General features: G+C 74.0%; 16 protein-coding genes and 1 pseudogene. 14 read left to right on the top strand and 3 right to left on the bottom strand.

The features are described 5' to 3' along the window. The 3 genes and pseudogenes from AE652_RS46325 to AE652_RS10345 form a co-directional block, all read left to right on the top strand. Positions 1-183: pseudogene (locus tag AE652_RS46325) on the top strand (hypothetical protein); the annotation flags it as partial. Positions 184-283: 100 nt separating this feature from the next. Next, positions 284-1,213: a DUF5133 domain-containing protein gene (locus AE652_RS47335; RefSeq protein WP_234348330.1), complete on the top strand. Its 930-nt coding sequence runs from the start codon at positions 284-286 to the stop codon at positions 1,211-1,213. A 164-nt stretch (positions 1,214-1,377) separates the two neighbouring features. After that, positions 1,378-1,818 carry an SRPBCC family protein gene (locus AE652_RS10345; protein ID WP_049650946.1) on the top strand — a complete coding sequence of 147 codons (441 nt, stop codon included), beginning with the start codon at positions 1,378-1,380 and terminating at the stop codon, positions 1,816-1,818. A 48-nt stretch (positions 1,819-1,866) separates the two neighbouring features. Here AE652_RS10345 and AE652_RS10340 read toward each other — a convergent pair whose 3' ends face one another. Then, positions 1,867-2,331 (bottom strand): hypothetical protein, encoded by a 465-nt coding sequence (locus tag AE652_RS10340; protein ID WP_049650945.1) that lies wholly within the window; start codon positions 2,329-2,331, stop codon positions 1,867-1,869. A gap of 412 nt (positions 2,332-2,743) precedes the next feature. On the opposite strand from AE652_RS10340, the gene AE652_RS48050 reads away from it, so the two are divergent. The 6 genes from AE652_RS48050 (at position 2,744) to AE652_RS10310 (ending at position 9,459) form a co-directional block, all read left to right on the top strand. Continuing rightward, positions 2,744-3,331 carry a restriction endonuclease gene (locus tag AE652_RS48050; protein WP_053112029.1) on the top strand — a complete coding sequence of 196 codons (588 nt, stop codon included), beginning with the start codon at positions 2,744-2,746 and terminating at the stop codon, positions 3,329-3,331. 682 nt (positions 3,332-4,013) lie between these two features. Then, a complete protein-coding gene (locus AE652_RS10330; RefSeq protein ID WP_234348329.1) occupies positions 4,014-5,360 on the top strand; it encodes a sensor histidine kinase in 1,347 nt (448 codons plus the stop codon). Then, on the top strand, positions 5,324-5,980 hold the full coding sequence (locus tag AE652_RS10325; RefSeq protein ID WP_049650944.1) for a response regulator transcription factor: 657 nt from the start codon (positions 5,324-5,326) through the stop codon (positions 5,978-5,980). The genes AE652_RS10330 and AE652_RS10325 overlap by 37 nt, the downstream gene beginning before the upstream one ends. Positions 5,981-6,157: 177 nt before the next feature. Then, positions 6,158-6,427, top strand: a complete 270-nt coding sequence (locus tag AE652_RS10320) for a hypothetical protein (RefSeq protein WP_049650950.1) — start codon at positions 6,158-6,160, stop codon at positions 6,425-6,427. Continuing rightward, positions 6,420-7,037: a DUF6879 family protein gene (locus AE652_RS10315; protein ID WP_049650943.1), complete on the top strand. Its 618-nt coding sequence runs from the start codon at positions 6,420-6,422 to the stop codon at positions 7,035-7,037. Before AE652_RS10320 ends, AE652_RS10315 begins: the two co-directional genes overlap by 8 nt. Before the next feature lie 13 nt (positions 7,038-7,050). Further along, complete coding sequence (locus tag AE652_RS10310) at positions 7,051-9,459, top strand: tetratricopeptide repeat protein (RefSeq protein WP_369808285.1); 2,409 nt, start codon at positions 7,051-7,053, stop codon at positions 9,457-9,459. Positions 9,460-9,573: 114 nt separating this feature from the next. Here the strand turns inward: AE652_RS10310 and AE652_RS10305 are convergent, their stop codons facing one another. Further along, the gene (locus AE652_RS10305; RefSeq protein WP_079272854.1) at positions 9,574-10,224 is read right to left on the bottom strand and encodes a TetR-like C-terminal domain-containing protein; all 651 of its coding nucleotides are present in this window, start codon (positions 10,222-10,224) and stop codon (positions 9,574-9,576) included. Between the two features lie 106 nt (positions 10,225-10,330). On the opposite strand from AE652_RS10305, the gene AE652_RS10300 reads away from it, so the two are divergent. The 4 genes from AE652_RS10300 to AE652_RS10285 all read left to right on the top strand — a co-directional run bounded on the left by AE652_RS10300 (position 10,331) and on the right by AE652_RS10285 (position 14,471). Beyond that, entirely contained in the window at positions 10,331-11,548 is a 1,218-nt protein-coding gene (locus tag AE652_RS10300) for an alpha/beta fold hydrolase (RefSeq protein WP_049650941.1), read from the top strand. A 206-nt stretch (positions 11,549-11,754) separates the two neighbouring features. Further along, positions 11,755-12,576 (top strand): lipase family protein, encoded by an 822-nt coding sequence (locus tag AE652_RS10295; RefSeq protein WP_049650940.1) that lies wholly within the window; start codon positions 11,755-11,757, stop codon positions 12,574-12,576. 139 nt (positions 12,577-12,715) lie between these two features. Continuing rightward, complete coding sequence (locus AE652_RS10290) at positions 12,716-13,516, top strand: metal-dependent hydrolase (protein WP_049650939.1); 801 nt, start codon at positions 12,716-12,718, stop codon at positions 13,514-13,516. A 181-nt stretch (positions 13,517-13,697) separates the two neighbouring features. Beyond that, positions 13,698-14,471 (top strand): SDR family oxidoreductase, encoded by a 774-nt coding sequence (locus AE652_RS10285; protein WP_063780123.1) that lies wholly within the window; start codon positions 13,698-13,700, stop codon positions 14,469-14,471. Between the two features lie 50 nt (positions 14,472-14,521). On the opposite strand, the gene AE652_RS10280 is transcribed toward AE652_RS10285, so the two are convergent. After that, positions 14,522-15,250: a TetR/AcrR family transcriptional regulator gene (locus AE652_RS10280; protein WP_082345634.1), complete on the bottom strand. Its 729-nt coding sequence runs from the start codon at positions 15,248-15,250 to the stop codon at positions 14,522-14,524. Between the two features lie 57 nt (positions 15,251-15,307). On the opposite strand from AE652_RS10280, the gene AE652_RS10275 reads away from it, so the two are divergent. Then, a partial coding sequence (locus AE652_RS10275) for an MFS transporter (RefSeq protein ID WP_159028422.1) occupies positions 15,308-15,661 on the top strand: 354 nt, incomplete at its 3' end.

Genomic DNA, 15,661 nt, shown 5'->3' with positions numbered 1-15,661 from the left:
GGCGTCTCCCAGATGCACGTCTCCCGGCTGCTCAGCGCCACCCTGGCCTGGCTGCGCGAGGAACTGGAGGACCGGGACGCGCCCGGGTGGGGCGGCGGGGAGCCGGAGGCCGTCGCTTCCGGGGGCGGGCTTGACGGCGGGCCCGGGAGCGGTTCCGGCGGCGGGCGCGAGGGCACCGGCTGAGGCGGTGAGGCGGGCCGACGTGCGGGGCGGGGACCCGGGGTGCGGTTTCGCTGCGTGATCGGCGCATACTTTCCGTAAACACACGGAGGTGCTCATGCCCATGGTGGATGTCGCTGCCCTCGGCCGACTGGTCGCGGAGTACGAGGCCCTGTCCCCGTCGAGCTCGCCGGAGGCCCGGCAGCGGTTGCGCGACGTCTGCTACACGATCGGCATCTACACGGGCGAGGCCGACGCCGTCCGCGCGGTCGCCCGGGCCCGCATGCTGCTGGCCCGTCAGGGCCCGGCCGACGGCGGCGGGGCGACGGCCGGAGCCCCGGCGACCGACCGGGCCAGGGCGGCGCTCCTCGCCGAACTCGGCGACCTCGCGGCCCGCGAGCGGGTACGGGCCGCGCCCCTCCCCAGCCTGCACGACGTGGTGCAGCTGACCAGGGTCACCGTCCCGGACTGTGTGGGCGCCGCCGTGAGCACCTGGCACGACGACGGCTCGGTCGAGACCTTCGCGGCGACCCCGTCCTACCTGCTCGCCCTCGAACGCGCCCAGAGCGGGGCGGACGCCGGCCCGCTGCCCCGGCTCCGCCGCCAGGGCGAGGGCCAGATCGTCGTCCGGCTCGACCCCGGACGGCCGGACCGGTTCGCCGACCGCGCCCGGCGCTGCGGCGTACGGGCCGTGGCCGGCGCGCACCTGCGCACCCACCCGCACGGCTGCACCGTGTTCAGCGCCTACCTGCGCACCCCGGTCGACCCCGGCACACCGGCCCTCGGGCTGGTGGAGGTGCTCGCCCTCCAGGCGTCGGCCGCCCTCGACCGCTTCGCGCTGTCCCGGGCCGTGGCCGACCTGCTCGACCGCCGGCACGCCACCGGCCTGGCCATCGGCCTCACCGCCGAGCGGTTCGACGTCACCCCGCACGCAGCGCTGAGCCTGCTGGTCGGAGCCGCCCAGCGACTGGGCACCGACCTCGCCACGGTGGCCCGGCACCTCGCCGACGGCGACCGGCCGCGCACCGCGCCCGGCGAGCGGAACGGCTCGTAGCGCGGGCGGGGGACGGTCGCGCGGGCGCGGGACGGTTGCGCCGGTGCCGGACGGTTGCGCCGGTGCCGGACGGGCAGGCGTACAGGAAGGGGGGCGGAAGGCGTGCAGACGGGCGCGCGCAGACGGGCGGGAAGGCCCCGGCCGCGCCGTACGAGGAGGTCGTCATGAGCATGGTGAAGGAATCCGTGGACGTGGCCGTCCCCCTGCACGCCGCCTACAACCAGTGGACGCTCGCCGAGGAGTTCCCGCGCTTCATGGAGGGCGTCGACTCGGTGAGCCGGCTCGACAGCCGCCACAACCACTGGCAGACCAGCATCGACGGCGTCACCCGCGAGTTCGACACCGAGATCGTCGACCAGGAACCGGAGGAGCTGATCGCCTGGCGGGGCATGGACGGCGAGGCCGAGCGGAAGGAGGTGGTGACCTTCCGGCGGCTCGACCCGGGCCACACCCGGGTCACCCTCGCCGTCGACCTCCGGCCCGCGGGCCCGGGGGAGAAGGCCGCCGACGTCCGGGGCGAGGTCGACCGGCGGGTGAAGGGGGACCTGAGGCGGTTCAAGGAGTACGTCGAGGAACGCGCGCGGGGGAGGGGCGGGGCGGGGTGAGCCGGCTCCGGCGGCCCGTGCGGCGTCCGGCGGCCCGCGGCGGCCTCGTCAGCCCGCGTCGGCCATCGCGTCGGCCCGCGCGTCGGCCATCGCGTCGGCCATCGCGTCGGCCATCGCGTCGGCTCGGCGGAGGCCGCTCCAGTGCGCGAACGCGGCCACCGAGCCCAGCGCGGGCAGCGCCGCCGCTGCGAAGATCCCGAACAGGTACTCGCCCGACAGCGCGGTGAACGCCAGCAGCAGCACCTGCACCCCGGCCGTCGCCGCCAGGAGCCTCCAGCCGGGCCGCGGGCGCCAGACCCCGCGCACCGCCAACGCGTTGATCCCGGCCATCGCGAACCCGGCGGCCCCCATCACGTACGGCACCCACTGCGGCTTCGGCGCCACCTCGTCCTCGAACCCGATGCCGTTGTAGAACAACGGGACCGCGATGCAGAAGAACATCACCACCGCCACCGTCTCCAGGATCAGCAGCACGGTCGTCGCAGCCCGCGACAGCCAGGAGAGAGCGGTCATGGTGGGGAGCCTTCCGGGAGTTCGGTGTTCTGTACTGCGACGCCCGGGGAGCCCGAACCGCAGCGGTCCATCGCCACTGGAGGCATGGCACGACCGCGCGACGGGCATGTCCCATGACGCCGCCCGACCCGGCGGCCTCGGCACCGCAGCATAGTCAAGAAATGGCAAAGGCTGTAGTGCGGTGCAGGTCGGAGGGCGTCCTCCCCGCAGGCACGGGGGCAGCCACTGAAGGGGACGGTTCGGCCGCCGATGCCGAAATCCGGTCAACTCGGCCGCCCAGGCGCAGGAGTTCGTCCGGATCGCGGGCGTGCGGCGACGGCTGCTCCTAGGCTCGTCCGGACACCGTGGCGTGAGGGGGAGTGCCGTGGCCCGTAGGCCTGTTCGGCGACGTCGGTCGACCGTCGCCCGCCGGTTGAAGCAGAACACGCCGCTGCTGGGGGCGGCCGCGCTGGTCGCGGTCGTGCTGGGCACGCTGGTGGTCCAGTGGCTGGCCCAACACCTGCTGCTGGTCGCCGCGTTCCTCATCGTCGGCGCGGGAGCGGGCGCCGCCGTGCTGCGCTCGCGGGCGCGGGCCAGGCAGCGGGAACTGGACGCGCGGACCGCCCGACTGCGGCACATCGGGCCGTTCCTGGCGATGACCCCGAAGGCCTTCGAGCACGCGCTGGCCGACCTGTGCCGCCGGGACGGCTGCACGAAGGTGAAGGTGGTCGGCGGGGCCGGCGACCTCGCGGCGGACGTCCTCGCCACCACCCCCGCCGGGCAGCGCATCCTCATCCAGGCCAAGCGGTACGGGCCGAGGACGTTCGTCGGCTCCCAGGACGTCCAGAAGGTCAACGGCACCTACCGCGATGTGCACCACTGCGACCTGGCCGCCGTGGTGACGACCAGTTCCTTCACCAAGGCCGCCGCCGCGTTCTGCGCCCAGGTCGGCATCCGCGCCGTCGACCAGCGGGCGCTCGCCCTGTGGGCGGACGGGCGGGGCGGGGCACCCTGGGTGTGAGTCACCGGGGCTCGGGTTCGAGGCCTGCCGGGGAGAGCGGGAGGCGGCGCTGCCGATCGACCTCGTTGACCAGGACCGTGAGTTCGTCACCGACCCGGACCATCCCTGACGGAGCTCCCTCGGGGGGCGAGGCGAGATCCCGCTGAGGGACCACACGTCGAAACTGTGCTCAGAGCTGTCGGCGGCCGCGAGCTTCGACGCCGTCGCGCTTTCCTCGATCACGCCAAGCACGCTTCGCTGTTGAGTGCTCCTCAGTGTCGTCGGTGAGCTGGGGGCGGGCTGGGGCGGGGTGGGGCCAGCCCCACCCCTGGCCGGGGTGCAGGTGGATTCTGCCGTCGCGCCGCCGTCCCTAGCGTTGATCGCGTGCCGTCCGAGGTTGCGGGCGGGCGTGTGATGCGGGGAGGGCGAGGTGTACGGAACGGTGCGCGCGGGGCAGGGACTCCGGTGTTGCGGCTGTCGGGGTTGCGCAAGCGGTTCGGGGCGCGGTGGCGTTGGGAGGTCGGTCTTCGCGCCGGCCAATCGGGGCTGGTTCCTGGCCCGGTACCTGCCGTCGGCGGTCGGGTTCGTGCTGAGGGCGTGCCGACTGACTCGCGGTCAGCGGGGGGTGGTGCCCGGGGGGACGTCCGAGCGGACGGCTGCGATCATGAACGGCGCGTACGACCGAATCCGACCGGAGGCCCCCGTGAGCAGCCCGCAGACCCAAGCCGCCCGTGAGCCGGACGCCGTCGAACGGGGCCGCGGTGCCGCCCGTGAGCTGCGCGGCGCCGTACGGGCGCTCGGGCGGCTCGCCGCCTTCACGCTGCTGATACCGGTCGGGGTGGGGCTGACGACGGTCTTCCTGCTGTCGTTCGTGATCTGGGGCTGCCTCGGGATCTTCCCGTTCTTCCCGACCGCCACCCGGATGGTCCGCTCCGCCGCCGGAGCCGCCCGGTGGGCGGCCGGCCACTGGTCGCAGGTGCCCGTACCGCCGCCGTACCGGCCGCGCCCGGCCCTGGAACGCACCCTCCACGGCTGGTACTGGACCGGCCACGACTACCACCGGAACCGCTGGTTCGCCGGCATGTCCCTCGACGTCCGCTGGCTCTGGACCGACCCGGCGACCTGGCGCGACGTCCTCTGGGTGCTCGCCGACCCGCTGGTCGGCGGCGGCATCGCGGCCCTGCCCATGCTGCTGGTCGGCGCCGGCCTGTACGGGGTGGTCCAGGCGCCGTTGCCGTACGACCTGCCGTTCGGCGGCCCGGTCGCGCTGTTCCTCGGCCTCCTCGGCCCGGTGTCGATCGCCGCCGGACTCGCCCTCGCCCGGCCCGCGCTGCGCCTGCACGGCCGGTGGACCCGCGCCCTCCTCGGCCCCACCGAACGCTCCCGGCTCGCCCGGCGGGTCGAGCAGCTCACCGAGATCCGGCTGGACGCCACCGAGGCCCAGGCCGCCGAACTGCGCCGGATCGAACGGGACCTGCACGACGGCGCGCAGGCCCGACTGGTCGCGGTGAGCCTGCGCCTCGGCGCGGTCGCGGCACTGGTCGACCGCGACCCGGGCCAGGCGAAGCAGGTGGCGACGGACGCCCAGGAGAACGTCACCCAGGCGCTCCAGGAACTGCGCGACCTGGTCCGCGGCATCCACCCGCCGGTGCTCGCCGAACGCGGCCTCGCCGAAGGCGTACGGGCGCTGGCGCTGGACGTCCCGCTGAAGGTCGAGGTCCGGGCCGAACTGCCCGGACGGGCCGAGGCGCCGGTGGAGTCGGCGGTCTACTTCGCCGTCAGCGAGGCGCTCACCAACGCCGTCAAGCACGGCGAAGCCCGGCACGCCACCGTGCACCTCACCCACGCCGCCGGACTGCTCCGCGCCGAAGTCACCGACGACGGCCGCGGCGGCGCCGACCCCGACGGGGGCAGCGGCCTGCGGGGCATCCGGCGCAGACTGGCCGCGTTCGACGGTACGCTCACGCTGACCAGCCCCCCGGGGGGTCCGACCAGGCTGATCATGGAGCTACCGTGCGTGTTGTCCTCGCCGAGGACCTCGTCCTGCTGAGGGACGGCCTCTCCCTGCTGCTCAGTGCCCACGGGCACGAGATCGTCGCAGCGGTGGAGAGCGGCCCCGAACTGGCCGCCGCCATCGCCGAACACCGCCCCGACATCGCGGTGGTCGACGTCCGCCTGCCCCCCACGTACACCGACGAGGGACTCCAGGTCGCGCTCGCCGCCCGCCGCGAACGGCCCGGCCTGCCGGTCCTCGTCCTCTCCCAGCACGTCGAACAGCTCTACGCCCGGGAGCTGATCGCCGACGGCACCGGTGGCGTCGGCTACCTCCTCAAGGACCGCGTCTCCAAGGCCGACCAGTTCGTCGACGCCGTCCACACCGTCGCCGCCGGCGGCACCGTGATGGACCCCCAGGTCATCTCCCGCCTCCTCGCCCGCAACGCCGACGACCAGCCCCTCGCCCTCCTCACCCCCCGCGAACGCGACGTCCTCGCCATGATGGCCGAAGGCCGCTCCAACGCCGCCATCGCCCAACGGCTGCACTTCAGCGAGGGCGCCGTCAGCAAGCACACCTCCAACATCTTCGCCAAGCTCAACCTCGGCGCCTCCGACGACGACAACCGCCGCGTCCTCGCCGTCCTCGCCTACCTCGACGGGACGCGCACGCCCTGAGGCGGCGTGCGACGCCCACGTGCCCGGAGTCTCTGTCACGCAGGGGACCGATGTGCCCGCGATGGTGGTCATTTAGGAGTACATGGCGAATGTACTGAACATTCTCCTGACTCCCCATCAGGTGTAAGATGCGGCAACCATGGTTCCGCGCCGAGAGCAATACCAATGGGGGCAGGCATGGCTCGCCGATGGGAAGCCGATCCTTCCGCTTCATTGCAGAAACGCCTCGGGAAATCCGCCAAGGAACTGGGATCGTCCGACGGAAAGGACGAATGCCCGGACATCTGGCAGCTCTCGAACGGCGATGTCGCCGTCATCGGTCGCGATCTCACGGAGGACTACCGCGGTCGGCTCCCCGAAGGCGTCGTCCTGGGCCCGGGTGAGCGGCTCGTCGTCATCCCCGGCCTCATGGTGAGCACGGCGAAGGCGGACATCCCGGATGCCTGATCGGAACGCCCCCGAGCTGCGGCCCGAGTGGGGCGAGCTCCTCGCCCGGGACGACTACAAGCGTGACTTCCGCGAGCGGGACGCGCTGATCCGCGGCCGGGACTCATGGAAGTTGGAGCGACGCCAGTACTTCGAGGAGCAGGGCAGTCCGAGCTGGGATGCTGCCCGGCGCGGCGACTGGGGCGAGGCGCTGCGACTCCTGGAGGACCGGCGCCCGGCGCTGCTCGCGATCGGGCGGGAGGACGCGGCGCGGCGGTCCTTCTTCCACCGGGTGCGGGTGGTCGAGCGGCCGTGGACGGACTACCTGCGCTGGCAGCTGCACTCGCTGCGGATCCGAGCCGAATGCGGGGAGCGCGTCCGTATGGTCGACGCCGTGGAACTGGCCGATTCCGAGGAATTCGGACAGCTGCCGGAAATCGTCGTTCTCGGCGGCCGTACGCTCTATCAGGTGCGGTATTCGGAGGCGGGAATTCCGGCCGGTGCGATCAGGTACACCGATCCCGATCTCGTCCTCCGATGGGAGGGATATCTCGCGGATCTCCACAGGGTGGGCGAGGACGTTCTGGCGTACTTCGAACGTGAAGCCGCACACCTCCTCCCACCCGCATAGGAAACGGAGCGCAGTGGCAGACGAGCACGTCGGGTCCACCGGCGACCCCGGAAGCACGCGCTCCACCGTGTCCGGGTCCTCCGCCCAGGACGTGGTCCAGGCCAGGGACGTCAGCGGAGGCATCCACTTCCACGGCGGACCCGACCGGCCGAACAGCACCCCGACTCCGCGCCAACTGCCCGCCGACGTACGCGGCTTCGTCAACCGTACGGTCGAACTCCAGCAGTTGAACGACGCCTTGGCCGGCGATGCCCCGAACCCCGCCGCCGCTGCCGTCGTCGTCATCGCCGGAACCGCCGGCGCGGGGAAGACTTCGCTCGCCCTGCACTGGGCCCACCAGGCCCGGCACCGCTTCCCCGACGGCCAGTTGTACGTCAACCTCCGCGGCTACGATCCGGGCCGGCCCGTCACCGCCCAGGAGGCCCTCCACCGCTTCCTGACCTCCCTCGGCGTCGCCGTTCAGGCCGTCCCGCCCGATCCCGACGCGGCGGCCGCCCTCTACCGCTCGCTCCTCGCCGAGCGCCGCGTCCTGGTGGTCCTCGACAACGCCGCCAGCGCGCAGCAGGTCCGGCCGCTCCTGCCCGGCAGTGCCGGAAGCCTCGTCCTGGTCACCAGCCGCAGCCGGCTGTCCGGCCTCGCCGTACGCGACGGCGCCCGCCGGCTCACCCTGCGGACCCTGCCCGAGGCTGAGGCCGTCGCCCTGCTGCGGGCCGTCACGGCCGGGCACCGGTCCGAGGACGACCCGGCGAAGCTCACCGAACTGGCCCGTCTCTGCGCCCAACTGCCGCTGGCCCTGCGCATCGCGGCCGAGCGCGCCGCCAGCCTGCCGCACATGGGTCTGGACGACCTGATCAACGACCTCCGCGACGAGTCCGCGCTCTGGGACGCCCTCAGCGTGGGCGACGACGAGGACGCCGACGCCGTCCGCACGGTCTTCGCCTGGTCCTACCGGGCCCTGCCCGACCCGGTCGCCCGCCTGTTCCGGCTCCTCGGCCTCCACCCCGGCCCCGACTTCGGGCTCCACGCCGCGGCCGCCCTCGCCCACCTCACCCCCAGCCGGACCCGGCAACTCCTCGACTCCCTCGTGGGTGCCCACCTCGTCGAGCAGAGCGCACCCGACCGCTACCAGTTCCACGACCTCCTACGTGCCTACGCCACCGATCAGGCCCAGCACGAAGAGACCCCCGCACAGCGCCAGGCCGCCCTGCGCCGGGTGCTCGACTGGTACCTGCACACCGCCGACGCTGCTCAGCAGTGGCTGCGGCCGGCCGAGGCCCGGCTACCGCTCGACCCGGTGTCCGACGGAGTCCGGCCGGCGGCCTTCGCCGACTACAACGCCGCCGTGGACTGGGCCGAACGCGAACGCGTCAACCTCCTTCAGGCCGTCCACGCCGCCTCCGCCGCGGGCGAGGACCGGCGGACCTGGCAGCTGGCCGCCGTCCTCTGGAACGCCCAGGCACCCTCCGCCCCCGGGGCGGACTGGCTCCCGGCAGGCCGGCTCGGGCTGGCGGCCGCCGAACGCCTGGACGACACCGCGGCCCGCGCCCTGCTGCTCACCGACCTCGGCATGGGGCACACCCGGGTCAACTCCCTCGGCGACAGCCTGGACTGCCACCGCAGAGCCCTGGCGCTCTGGCGCGAACGCGGCGACGCGCTCGACGAGGCGCACTCGCTCAATCTGCTGGGACTCGTCCACCTGCACGGCCGTCAACTGGACGACGCCGCACAGTACTTCGAGCAGGCCCTCACCGCCTTCCGGTCATTGGGCGAGGCCCGGTGGGAGGCCACCACGCTCGCCAACCTCGCCAGCACCCACTACCGCGCCGGACGCCTCCCCGAGGCCGCGACCGCCGTCGGGCAGGCGCTGGCCGCCCACCGCGCGCTGAAGAACCAGCGGGGGGAGGGAAACGCCCTGCGCCTGCTGAGCGACATCCGACGCGAGGCCGGCGACCAGGCCGGCGCAATCGCCTCCGCGCACGCGGCACTCGACATCGCCCTGAACCTCCGCGACCACCGCCTGGAGGGCTTCTGGCTCCTCACCCTCGGCGACGCCCAGCGGGCCGACGGCCAATCCGCCGACGCCCTCGACTCCTACCAGCGCGCCGCTGTCCTCCACCGCCGCCTCGGCGACCGCAGCCGCGAGGCCCTCGCCTGGTACGGCGCGGGTGAGACCTACCGCGGCCTCGACCGTCACACCGAGGCCGCCGCCTTCCTCCGCCGGGCCGCCACCGCCCACCACGAACTCGGCGACCGCTGGCACGAGGCGCTCGCCCTCGACGCCCTGGCGGCGACGGTGTCCGCGGAGGAGCCGGAGGCCGCCCGGCGGCACCGGACGGAGGCGCTCGCACTGCTGGACGGGTACGAGGATGCGCGGGCGGTCGCGGCGCGGGAACGGATCGCGCGGCGGGCCGAGGCGGACTGACCGCGGCTGTGGCGGGTCGTGGGTGCAGGGGGCCGCCATGGCCGCTGGTGGTTCGGGGGTCGGTGGAAGCCGGTGCGGGTTTGGTGTGCGAGCGCCTCGGCGGTGGCTCGGCGGTCAGGCGGCGAAGGCGGCGAGGAGCTTGTCGGTGAGGCGGTCGAGGTAGTCGGGGGCGGTCGCCGTGTGGACGACGGCGAGGCGCCAGTACAGCGGGCCGGCGAGGAGGTCGAGGGCGAGTTCGCGGTCGAGGTCGGCGGGGAGTTCACCGCGGTCGACCGCTCGTTCCAGTAGGTCCGTGGCCTTGCTGCGGCGGGGGTCGCGGACGGCGGTCAGCAGCACCTGTGCGAGTTCGGGGGTGCGGACGGCTTCGGCGAGCAGGTCGGGGATGATCTTCGCCGGGAGCGGGTGGCGCAGCGCGTCCGCGGTCGCGGTGAGGAAGGCGAGGACGTCGCCGCGCAGGGTGCCGGTGTCCTTGATCTCGGAGGCGTCCACGGCCACGGCGCGGATCAGGGCGACGGTCATGTCGAGCTTGGACGGCCAGCGGCGGTAGATGGCGGCCTTGCCCGCCCCGGCCCGCTTGGCGACCGTCTCCAGGGAGAGCCGGGCGTAGCCGACGGCCGCCAGTTCCTCGAAGAAGGCGGCCGCGATCGCCTCGGTCACGGAGTCCTGGAGCACCGGCCCGCCGGGTGTCCGGCGTGCGGGGGGCGTGGCGGCGTCGGGGGCCGCGGAGGTGTCGGAGGCCGGCCGAGGCGCGGGGGTGCTGGGCATGCACCGAACCTACATCAGGCGGAACGCTTGCGTCTCGACTGGGTGAGGGCTAGCGTCATAGACGAGACGGAACGGTTCCGTCTCGCCAAGAGCTCGGGAGTGCACCATGCGATTCCTCTTCGAGGACGAGTCCTTCTCCTTCGAGACGCTCCGGGCGGCCGGATTCGCCGACTACGGCGGCGCCGACCTGGGCGAGGTCGTGGCCACCGCCCGGAACATCGGCGAGGGTGATGAGGAGGCCTGGCTGCGCGAGTGGAAGGCCACCGCGGAGCGCGTCCACGGCATCGGCAGCCGTGCCCTGGCGGCCGGGCACCGGGTCAGCGCCCGCGAGGCCCTGCTGCGCGCGTCGAACTACTACCGCACCGCCGAGTTCTACCGCCGCGACGACCCCGCGAACGACCCCGAGGCCAAGGGCCTGTCCGCCCTCTCGCGGGAGACCTTCGCCGCCGCGGCGGCCCTGATGGACACCCCCGTCGAGGCCGTGGCCATTCCCTACGGGGGCACGCACCTGCCCGGTTACCTGTTCCTCGTCGACGACTCCGGCGCCCGGCGCCCCACCGTCCTGTTCACCAGCGGCTTCGACTCGACGCTGGAGGAGGCGTACTTCGCCGTCGCCGCGGCCGCGCTGCGCCGCGGCTACAACGTCCTCGCCTACGACGGGCCGGGCCAGGGCGCGGTGCTGCGCGAGCAGCAGCTGGTCTTCCGGCCGGACTGGGAGGCCGTGGTGACCCCGGTGGTCGACTACGCGCTGACCCGCCCCGAGATCGCCGCCGACGGGCTGGTGCTGTTCGGGTACAGCCTCGGCGGCTACCTGGCCGCCCGCGCCGCCGCCCACGAACACCGCCTGGCCGCCCTGGTGTTGGACGACGGCGTCTACAACTACCGGGAGGCCCACGACCGGTTCCTGCCGCCGTTCCTGCGCGAGTGGATCGAGGCCGGCCGGGACGACCTCGTGGAGCCCGTCATGGGCCTGTTCATGCAGGTGAGCACCCAGGTTCGCTGGGCGCTGCGCAACGGGGTGTGGACGTTCGGCGCCGCGTCGGTGGCGGACTACATCCGCCGTACCGCCGACTACACCCTCGACGGCGTCGCCCGGCTCATCGACTGCCCCACCCTCGTCCTGGACGCCGAGAACGACCAGTTCTTCCGCGGCCAGCCCCAGCAGGTCCAGGCCGCGCTGACCTGCCCGCACACGCTCGTCACCCTGCCCGAAGCCGAGGGCGCGGGCGAGCACTGCCACATGGGCGCCATGTTCCGCCTCCACCAGGTGGCCTTCGACTGGCTGGACACCACCCTGGCCGGGGCCGCCCGGCCCGCGAGCTGACGGGGGTCGGACGGGAGGGCGTCACCGCTGGTGGGCGCCCGGGGAGGGAAGGCGGGTGGCGGTGTGCCCGGTCGCCCACGAACCGCGCGGGCGGTAGCGTCACCCTTGGTCGCCAGGGCGTTACGGTGCGCGCCCAGTGGAGGGCGCCGGCCGGGCCCTGGGGCAGGCCCGCCGTCCCTTCCGTCGACCCGACAGGAGTCGCCCCCATGGCCGTCCCCACCGACTTCGACCAGCGCGCCACCGGCTACAGCCTCCCGCACGCGTACTGGCTGGCCAAGGCCGCCGAACTCGCCTACCAGGACGAGGCCGCGATCGAGGAGCAGGCCCGCGCCTGGGGCTTCGACACCGTGCGCCACCACCAGACGCGCTTCACCCCGCCGTTCCCGCTGCAGGACACCCAGGCCTACACCATGGCCGGCGACAACATGATCGTCACCGCGTTCCGCGGCACCGAGCCCGCGCAGATCCGCGACTGGCTCACCGACTCCACCACCCCGCCCTGGCCGGGCCCCGCCCGGACGGGCTACGTCCACTACGGCTTCGCCGAGGCCCTCGAATCCGTCTACCCGGACGTCGCCAAGGCCCTCTCCGACCTGCGGACCGGCGACCAGACCGTGTGGTTCACCGGCCACAGCCTCGGCGGCGCCCTCGCCATGCTCGCCGCCGCCCGGCTCGACCTGGAGGAGCCGAGCCTGGCGGCCGACGGCGTCTACACCTACGGCCAGCCCCGGACCTGCGACCGGCTGCTCGCCGCCGCGTACGACAAGGGCCTGCGCGGGCGCACCTACCGCTTCGTGCACGGCAACGACATCGTCCCCGAGCTGCCCCCGGAGCCGGCCTTCACCCACGTCGAGGCGCTGTGCCACATCGACTCCGCGGGCCGCGTCCAGGAGAAGGTCGGGCTGGTCTCCGCGCTGACCGACCGGGCCAAGGGCCTGGGCGCCGCGGCGTTCTCCCCGGACGGCGAGGGCATCCGCGACCACCTGATGCGCAGTTACCTCGCCGCGCTGGAGAAGGCCCTGGCCTGACCGGCGCGGGCTGGGGGGCTCGCGCCGGGGCGGGAGGGGCAGGACGGGCGCGGGCCCGGTGATCTTGGACGGATAGGCTGCCGTGAACTCAGGTCCTCGCGGTGAGGACGGAACTGATGAGGATCGGTGGTGTACGGACATGATGGGACCGGCGCATTCGCTGTCGGGTGCGGCCGCTTGGCTGGGGGTGGGCGCCGCGGCGGCCGGGATGGGGGAGCCGATGCCCTGGCCGGTCCTGCTCGCGGGGGCGCTGATCTGTGCGGGCGCGGCCCTGGCGCCGGACCTGGACCACAAGGCGGCGACGATATCCAGGGCGTTCGGGCCGGTGTCCCGGGCGCTCTGCGAGGTGATCGACAACCTCTCGTACGCGGTGTACAAGGCCACCCGCGGCAAGGGCGACCCGCGGCGCTCGGGTGGCCACCGGACGCTGACGCACACCTGGCTCTGGGCGGTGCTGTGCGGGGCGGGCGCGGCGGCGGTGGCCGTGTACGGCGGCCGCTGGGGCGTGCTGGTGGTGCTGTTCGTGCACATGGTGCTGGCGATCGAGGGACTGCTGTGGCGGCACGCCCGGGTCTCCAGCGACGTCCTGGTGTGGCTGCTGGGGGCGACCAGCGCGTGGATGCTCGCGGAGGTCCTCGACAAGCCCGGCAACGGCTCGCAGTGGCTGTTCGAGGAGCCCGGGCAGCAGTACCTCTGGATCGGGCTGCCGATCGCGCTCGGCGCGCTGGTGCACTGCCTGGGCGACGCGCTGACCGTCTCGGGCTGCCCGGTGCTGTGGCCGATCCCGATCGGGCGCCGGCGCTGGTACCCGATCGGGCCGCCGAAGGGCATGCGGTTCCGGGCCGGCAGCTGGGTGGAGATCAAGGTGCTGACCCCGGTGTTCATGGGGGTCGGCGGGGTGTGCGGGGCGGGGGCGCTCGGCTTCTTCGGCAACGGCTGAGGTCGATGGCCGGGGTCGACTGCCGAGGTCAACGGCTGGTGTCAACGGCTGAGGTCGGAGGTCGTCCGGCCGGGTGAGAGTCGGGGTGCCCTCGGCTGGGTAGGCATGGCCGGTGCGGGAGGCTGGGCCTCCGGCGCCGGGGGCGTGTCCGGTACTTCTCGCAGCCGTGGGAGCGTGGCAGATGACGTCCGTACCGGGAGAGGTGGCGATCGTCACCGGTGCCGCGAGCGGGATCGGCCGGGCGGCGGCGCTGCGGCTGGCCCGGGCGGGCTGGGCGGTCGCGGCGGTCGACGTCGACGCGGCCGGTCTGGACACGTTGGTGGAGCAGGTCCCGGGGGTGCGCCCGTACGTCTGCGACGTCACGGACTACGCGGCGGTCTCCGCCGTGGTCCGTGACGTCGGCCGCGAACTGGGCCCGCCCCGTCGGCTGGTGCACTGCGCGGCCGTCGGCGTGATGGGTCGGCTGCTCGATCAGGACCCGGCGGACACCCTGCGCCTGATGAACGTCGTGTACGGCGGCACGCTCCGTACGGTCCGGGCGGTGGTGCCGGTGATGGCGGCGCGGGGCGGGGGCCAGGTCGTGCTCTTCGGGTCCATCGCCGGCTGGGTGCCGGCGCCGATGGGCGGGGCGTACGGTGCGGCCAAGGCGGCGGTCCACTTCCTCGCCGAGACCGTCGCGGCCGAGCACCGGAAGGACCGGATCCAGGTCGTGTGCGTCTGCCCGCCCGCAGTGGAGACCCCGATGCTGGCGCGCCTTCGGACGGACACCCCCGAACTGATCGGTCAGCGCCGGGGGCTGAGCCCGGAGGAGGTGCTGGACTCGATGGACCGCGCCCTCGCGCGCGGTCGGCTGTGGGCCTTCCCCGGGCGTGGCACCCATGCGATCTGGACCGCCCGGCGGCTGGCGCCCCGCGTGGTCAGCGGCATCCTGGGCCGGGTCCTGGTCGGGAAGTAGCCGGGGCGCTGGTCGGGGGGTAACCGGGGTGCGGACGCCGGCGCGGCCGCTCAGCGGGCCGCGAGCAGGCCGTCCACCAGGGCGTCGAGGCCGTCCCGGTAGGTGTCCTGGGCGGTGAGCGGCGCCCAGCGGTCCGCGAGCCCGGCCAGGCGGGGGAGTTGCTCCGGGTCGAGGTCGGCGAAGACCTGCTGACGGTGGGTCGGGCGGTCGTCGGCGGGCCGTCGGCGGGCCGTCGACGTGCGGACCATGATCTCGCCGGCCGTGTAGTACCAGATGGCGCGGTAGCCCTGGACGGCCCGTTCCGGGGACAGGCCGCAGGCCACCAGGCCGTCGACGATCTGCTCGACGAACCAGAGCGAGTGGGCGGACATCAGGCTGTCCCCGGTCAGCACCTCCACGATCCACGGGCAGGCGGCGAGCGCCTCGTGGATGGCGGCCGCCGCGGCGACGACCCGTGCGCGCGGCTCGGCCGGGAGCGCGGTCGGTCGCAGTGTCCGCGCGGCGTAGTCGTCCAGCAGCAGGACGAGCAGCTCCTCCTTGTCGCGGACGTGGTGGTAGAGCGCCATCGGCGTGCTGCCGACCTCGGCGGCCAGGCGGCGCATGGTCAGCCGCTCGACGCCCTCCTCGTCCACGATCCGGCGGGCCGCCGTGACGACCTCCTCCCGGGAGATCCGGGGAGGCCGACCGGTGGCCTTGCGCCGCGCGGCGGGCTGCGCCGCGGCGGGCCGCGCTCCGGCCGACTGGGGGGTGGCGGACGGCGGGGTGGAGGGCTGCTGCATGCCCCCATCATCACCCGGGACTCGACAGTGGGGATCGCCCGGGGTTACTTTCTATACATGTACAAAAACTCACGGGGGCGCCCCGGCCGGGTGCTGGCGGCGGTGGCCGTCGCCCAGTTCGTCTTCGCCCTGGACATGTCGGTGGTCAACGTCGCCCTGCCCGCGATCCGGACCGACCTGGGATTCGCCCCGCTCGACCTCTCCTGGGTCGTGCACGTCTACGCGCTCACCTTCGGCGGGCTCCTGCTGCTCGGCGGCCGCGCGAGCGACCTGTACGGACGGCGCCGGCTGCTCCTGCTCGGCCTGGCCGTCTTCGGCCTCTGCTCGCTCGGCGGCGGGCTGGCCCAGGAACCCTGGCAGCTGGTCGCCGCCCGCGCCGGGCAGGGCGTGGGCGCCGCGGCGGCCGCCCCG

Origin of the sequence: Kitasatospora sp. MY 5-36 (genome assembly GCF_001182915.1) — a bacterium.
Lineage (GTDB): Bacteria > Actinomycetota > Actinomycetes > Streptomycetales > Streptomycetaceae > Kitasatospora.
The sequence above is the reverse complement of the archived record's forward strand: the minus strand, read 5'-3'. Positions and strand labels throughout refer to the sequence as shown.

Excerpts from the sequence above, each read along its gene's own strand:
- AE652_RS10280 (WP_082345634.1), bottom strand. The coding sequence starts at position 15,250 with ATGCAGCAGCCCTCCACCCCGCCGTCCGCCACCCCCCAGTCGGCCGGA.
- AE652_RS10290 (WP_049650939.1), top strand. The coding sequence starts at position 12,716 with ATGATGGGACCGGCGCATTCGCTGTCGGGTGCGGCCGCTTGGCTGGGG.
- AE652_RS10285 (WP_063780123.1), top strand. The coding sequence starts at position 13,698 with ATGACGTCCGTACCGGGAGAGGTGGCGATCGTCACCGGTGCCGCGAGC.
- AE652_RS10345 (WP_049650946.1), top strand. The coding sequence starts at position 1,378 with ATGAGCATGGTGAAGGAATCCGTGGACGTGGCCGTCCCCCTGCACGCC.
- AE652_RS10320 (WP_049650950.1), top strand. The coding sequence starts at position 6,158 with ATGGCTCGCCGATGGGAAGCCGATCCTTCCGCTTCATTGCAGAAACGC.
- AE652_RS47335 (WP_234348330.1), top strand. The coding sequence starts at position 284 with ATGGTGGATGTCGCTGCCCTCGGCCGACTGGTCGCGGAGTACGAGGCC.
- AE652_RS10340 (WP_049650945.1), bottom strand. The coding sequence starts at position 2,331 with ATGACCGCTCTCTCCTGGCTGTCGCGGGCTGCGACGACCGTGCTGCTG.
- AE652_RS10315 (WP_049650943.1), top strand. The coding sequence starts at position 6,420 with ATGCCTGATCGGAACGCCCCCGAGCTGCGGCCCGAGTGGGGCGAGCTC.
- AE652_RS10305 (WP_079272854.1), bottom strand. The coding sequence starts at position 10,224 with ATGCCCAGCACCCCCGCGCCTCGGCCGGCCTCCGACACCTCCGCGGCC.
- AE652_RS10300 (WP_049650941.1), top strand. The coding sequence starts at position 10,331 with ATGCGATTCCTCTTCGAGGACGAGTCCTTCTCCTTCGAGACGCTCCGG.
- AE652_RS10295 (WP_049650940.1), top strand. The coding sequence starts at position 11,755 with ATGGCCGTCCCCACCGACTTCGACCAGCGCGCCACCGGCTACAGCCTC.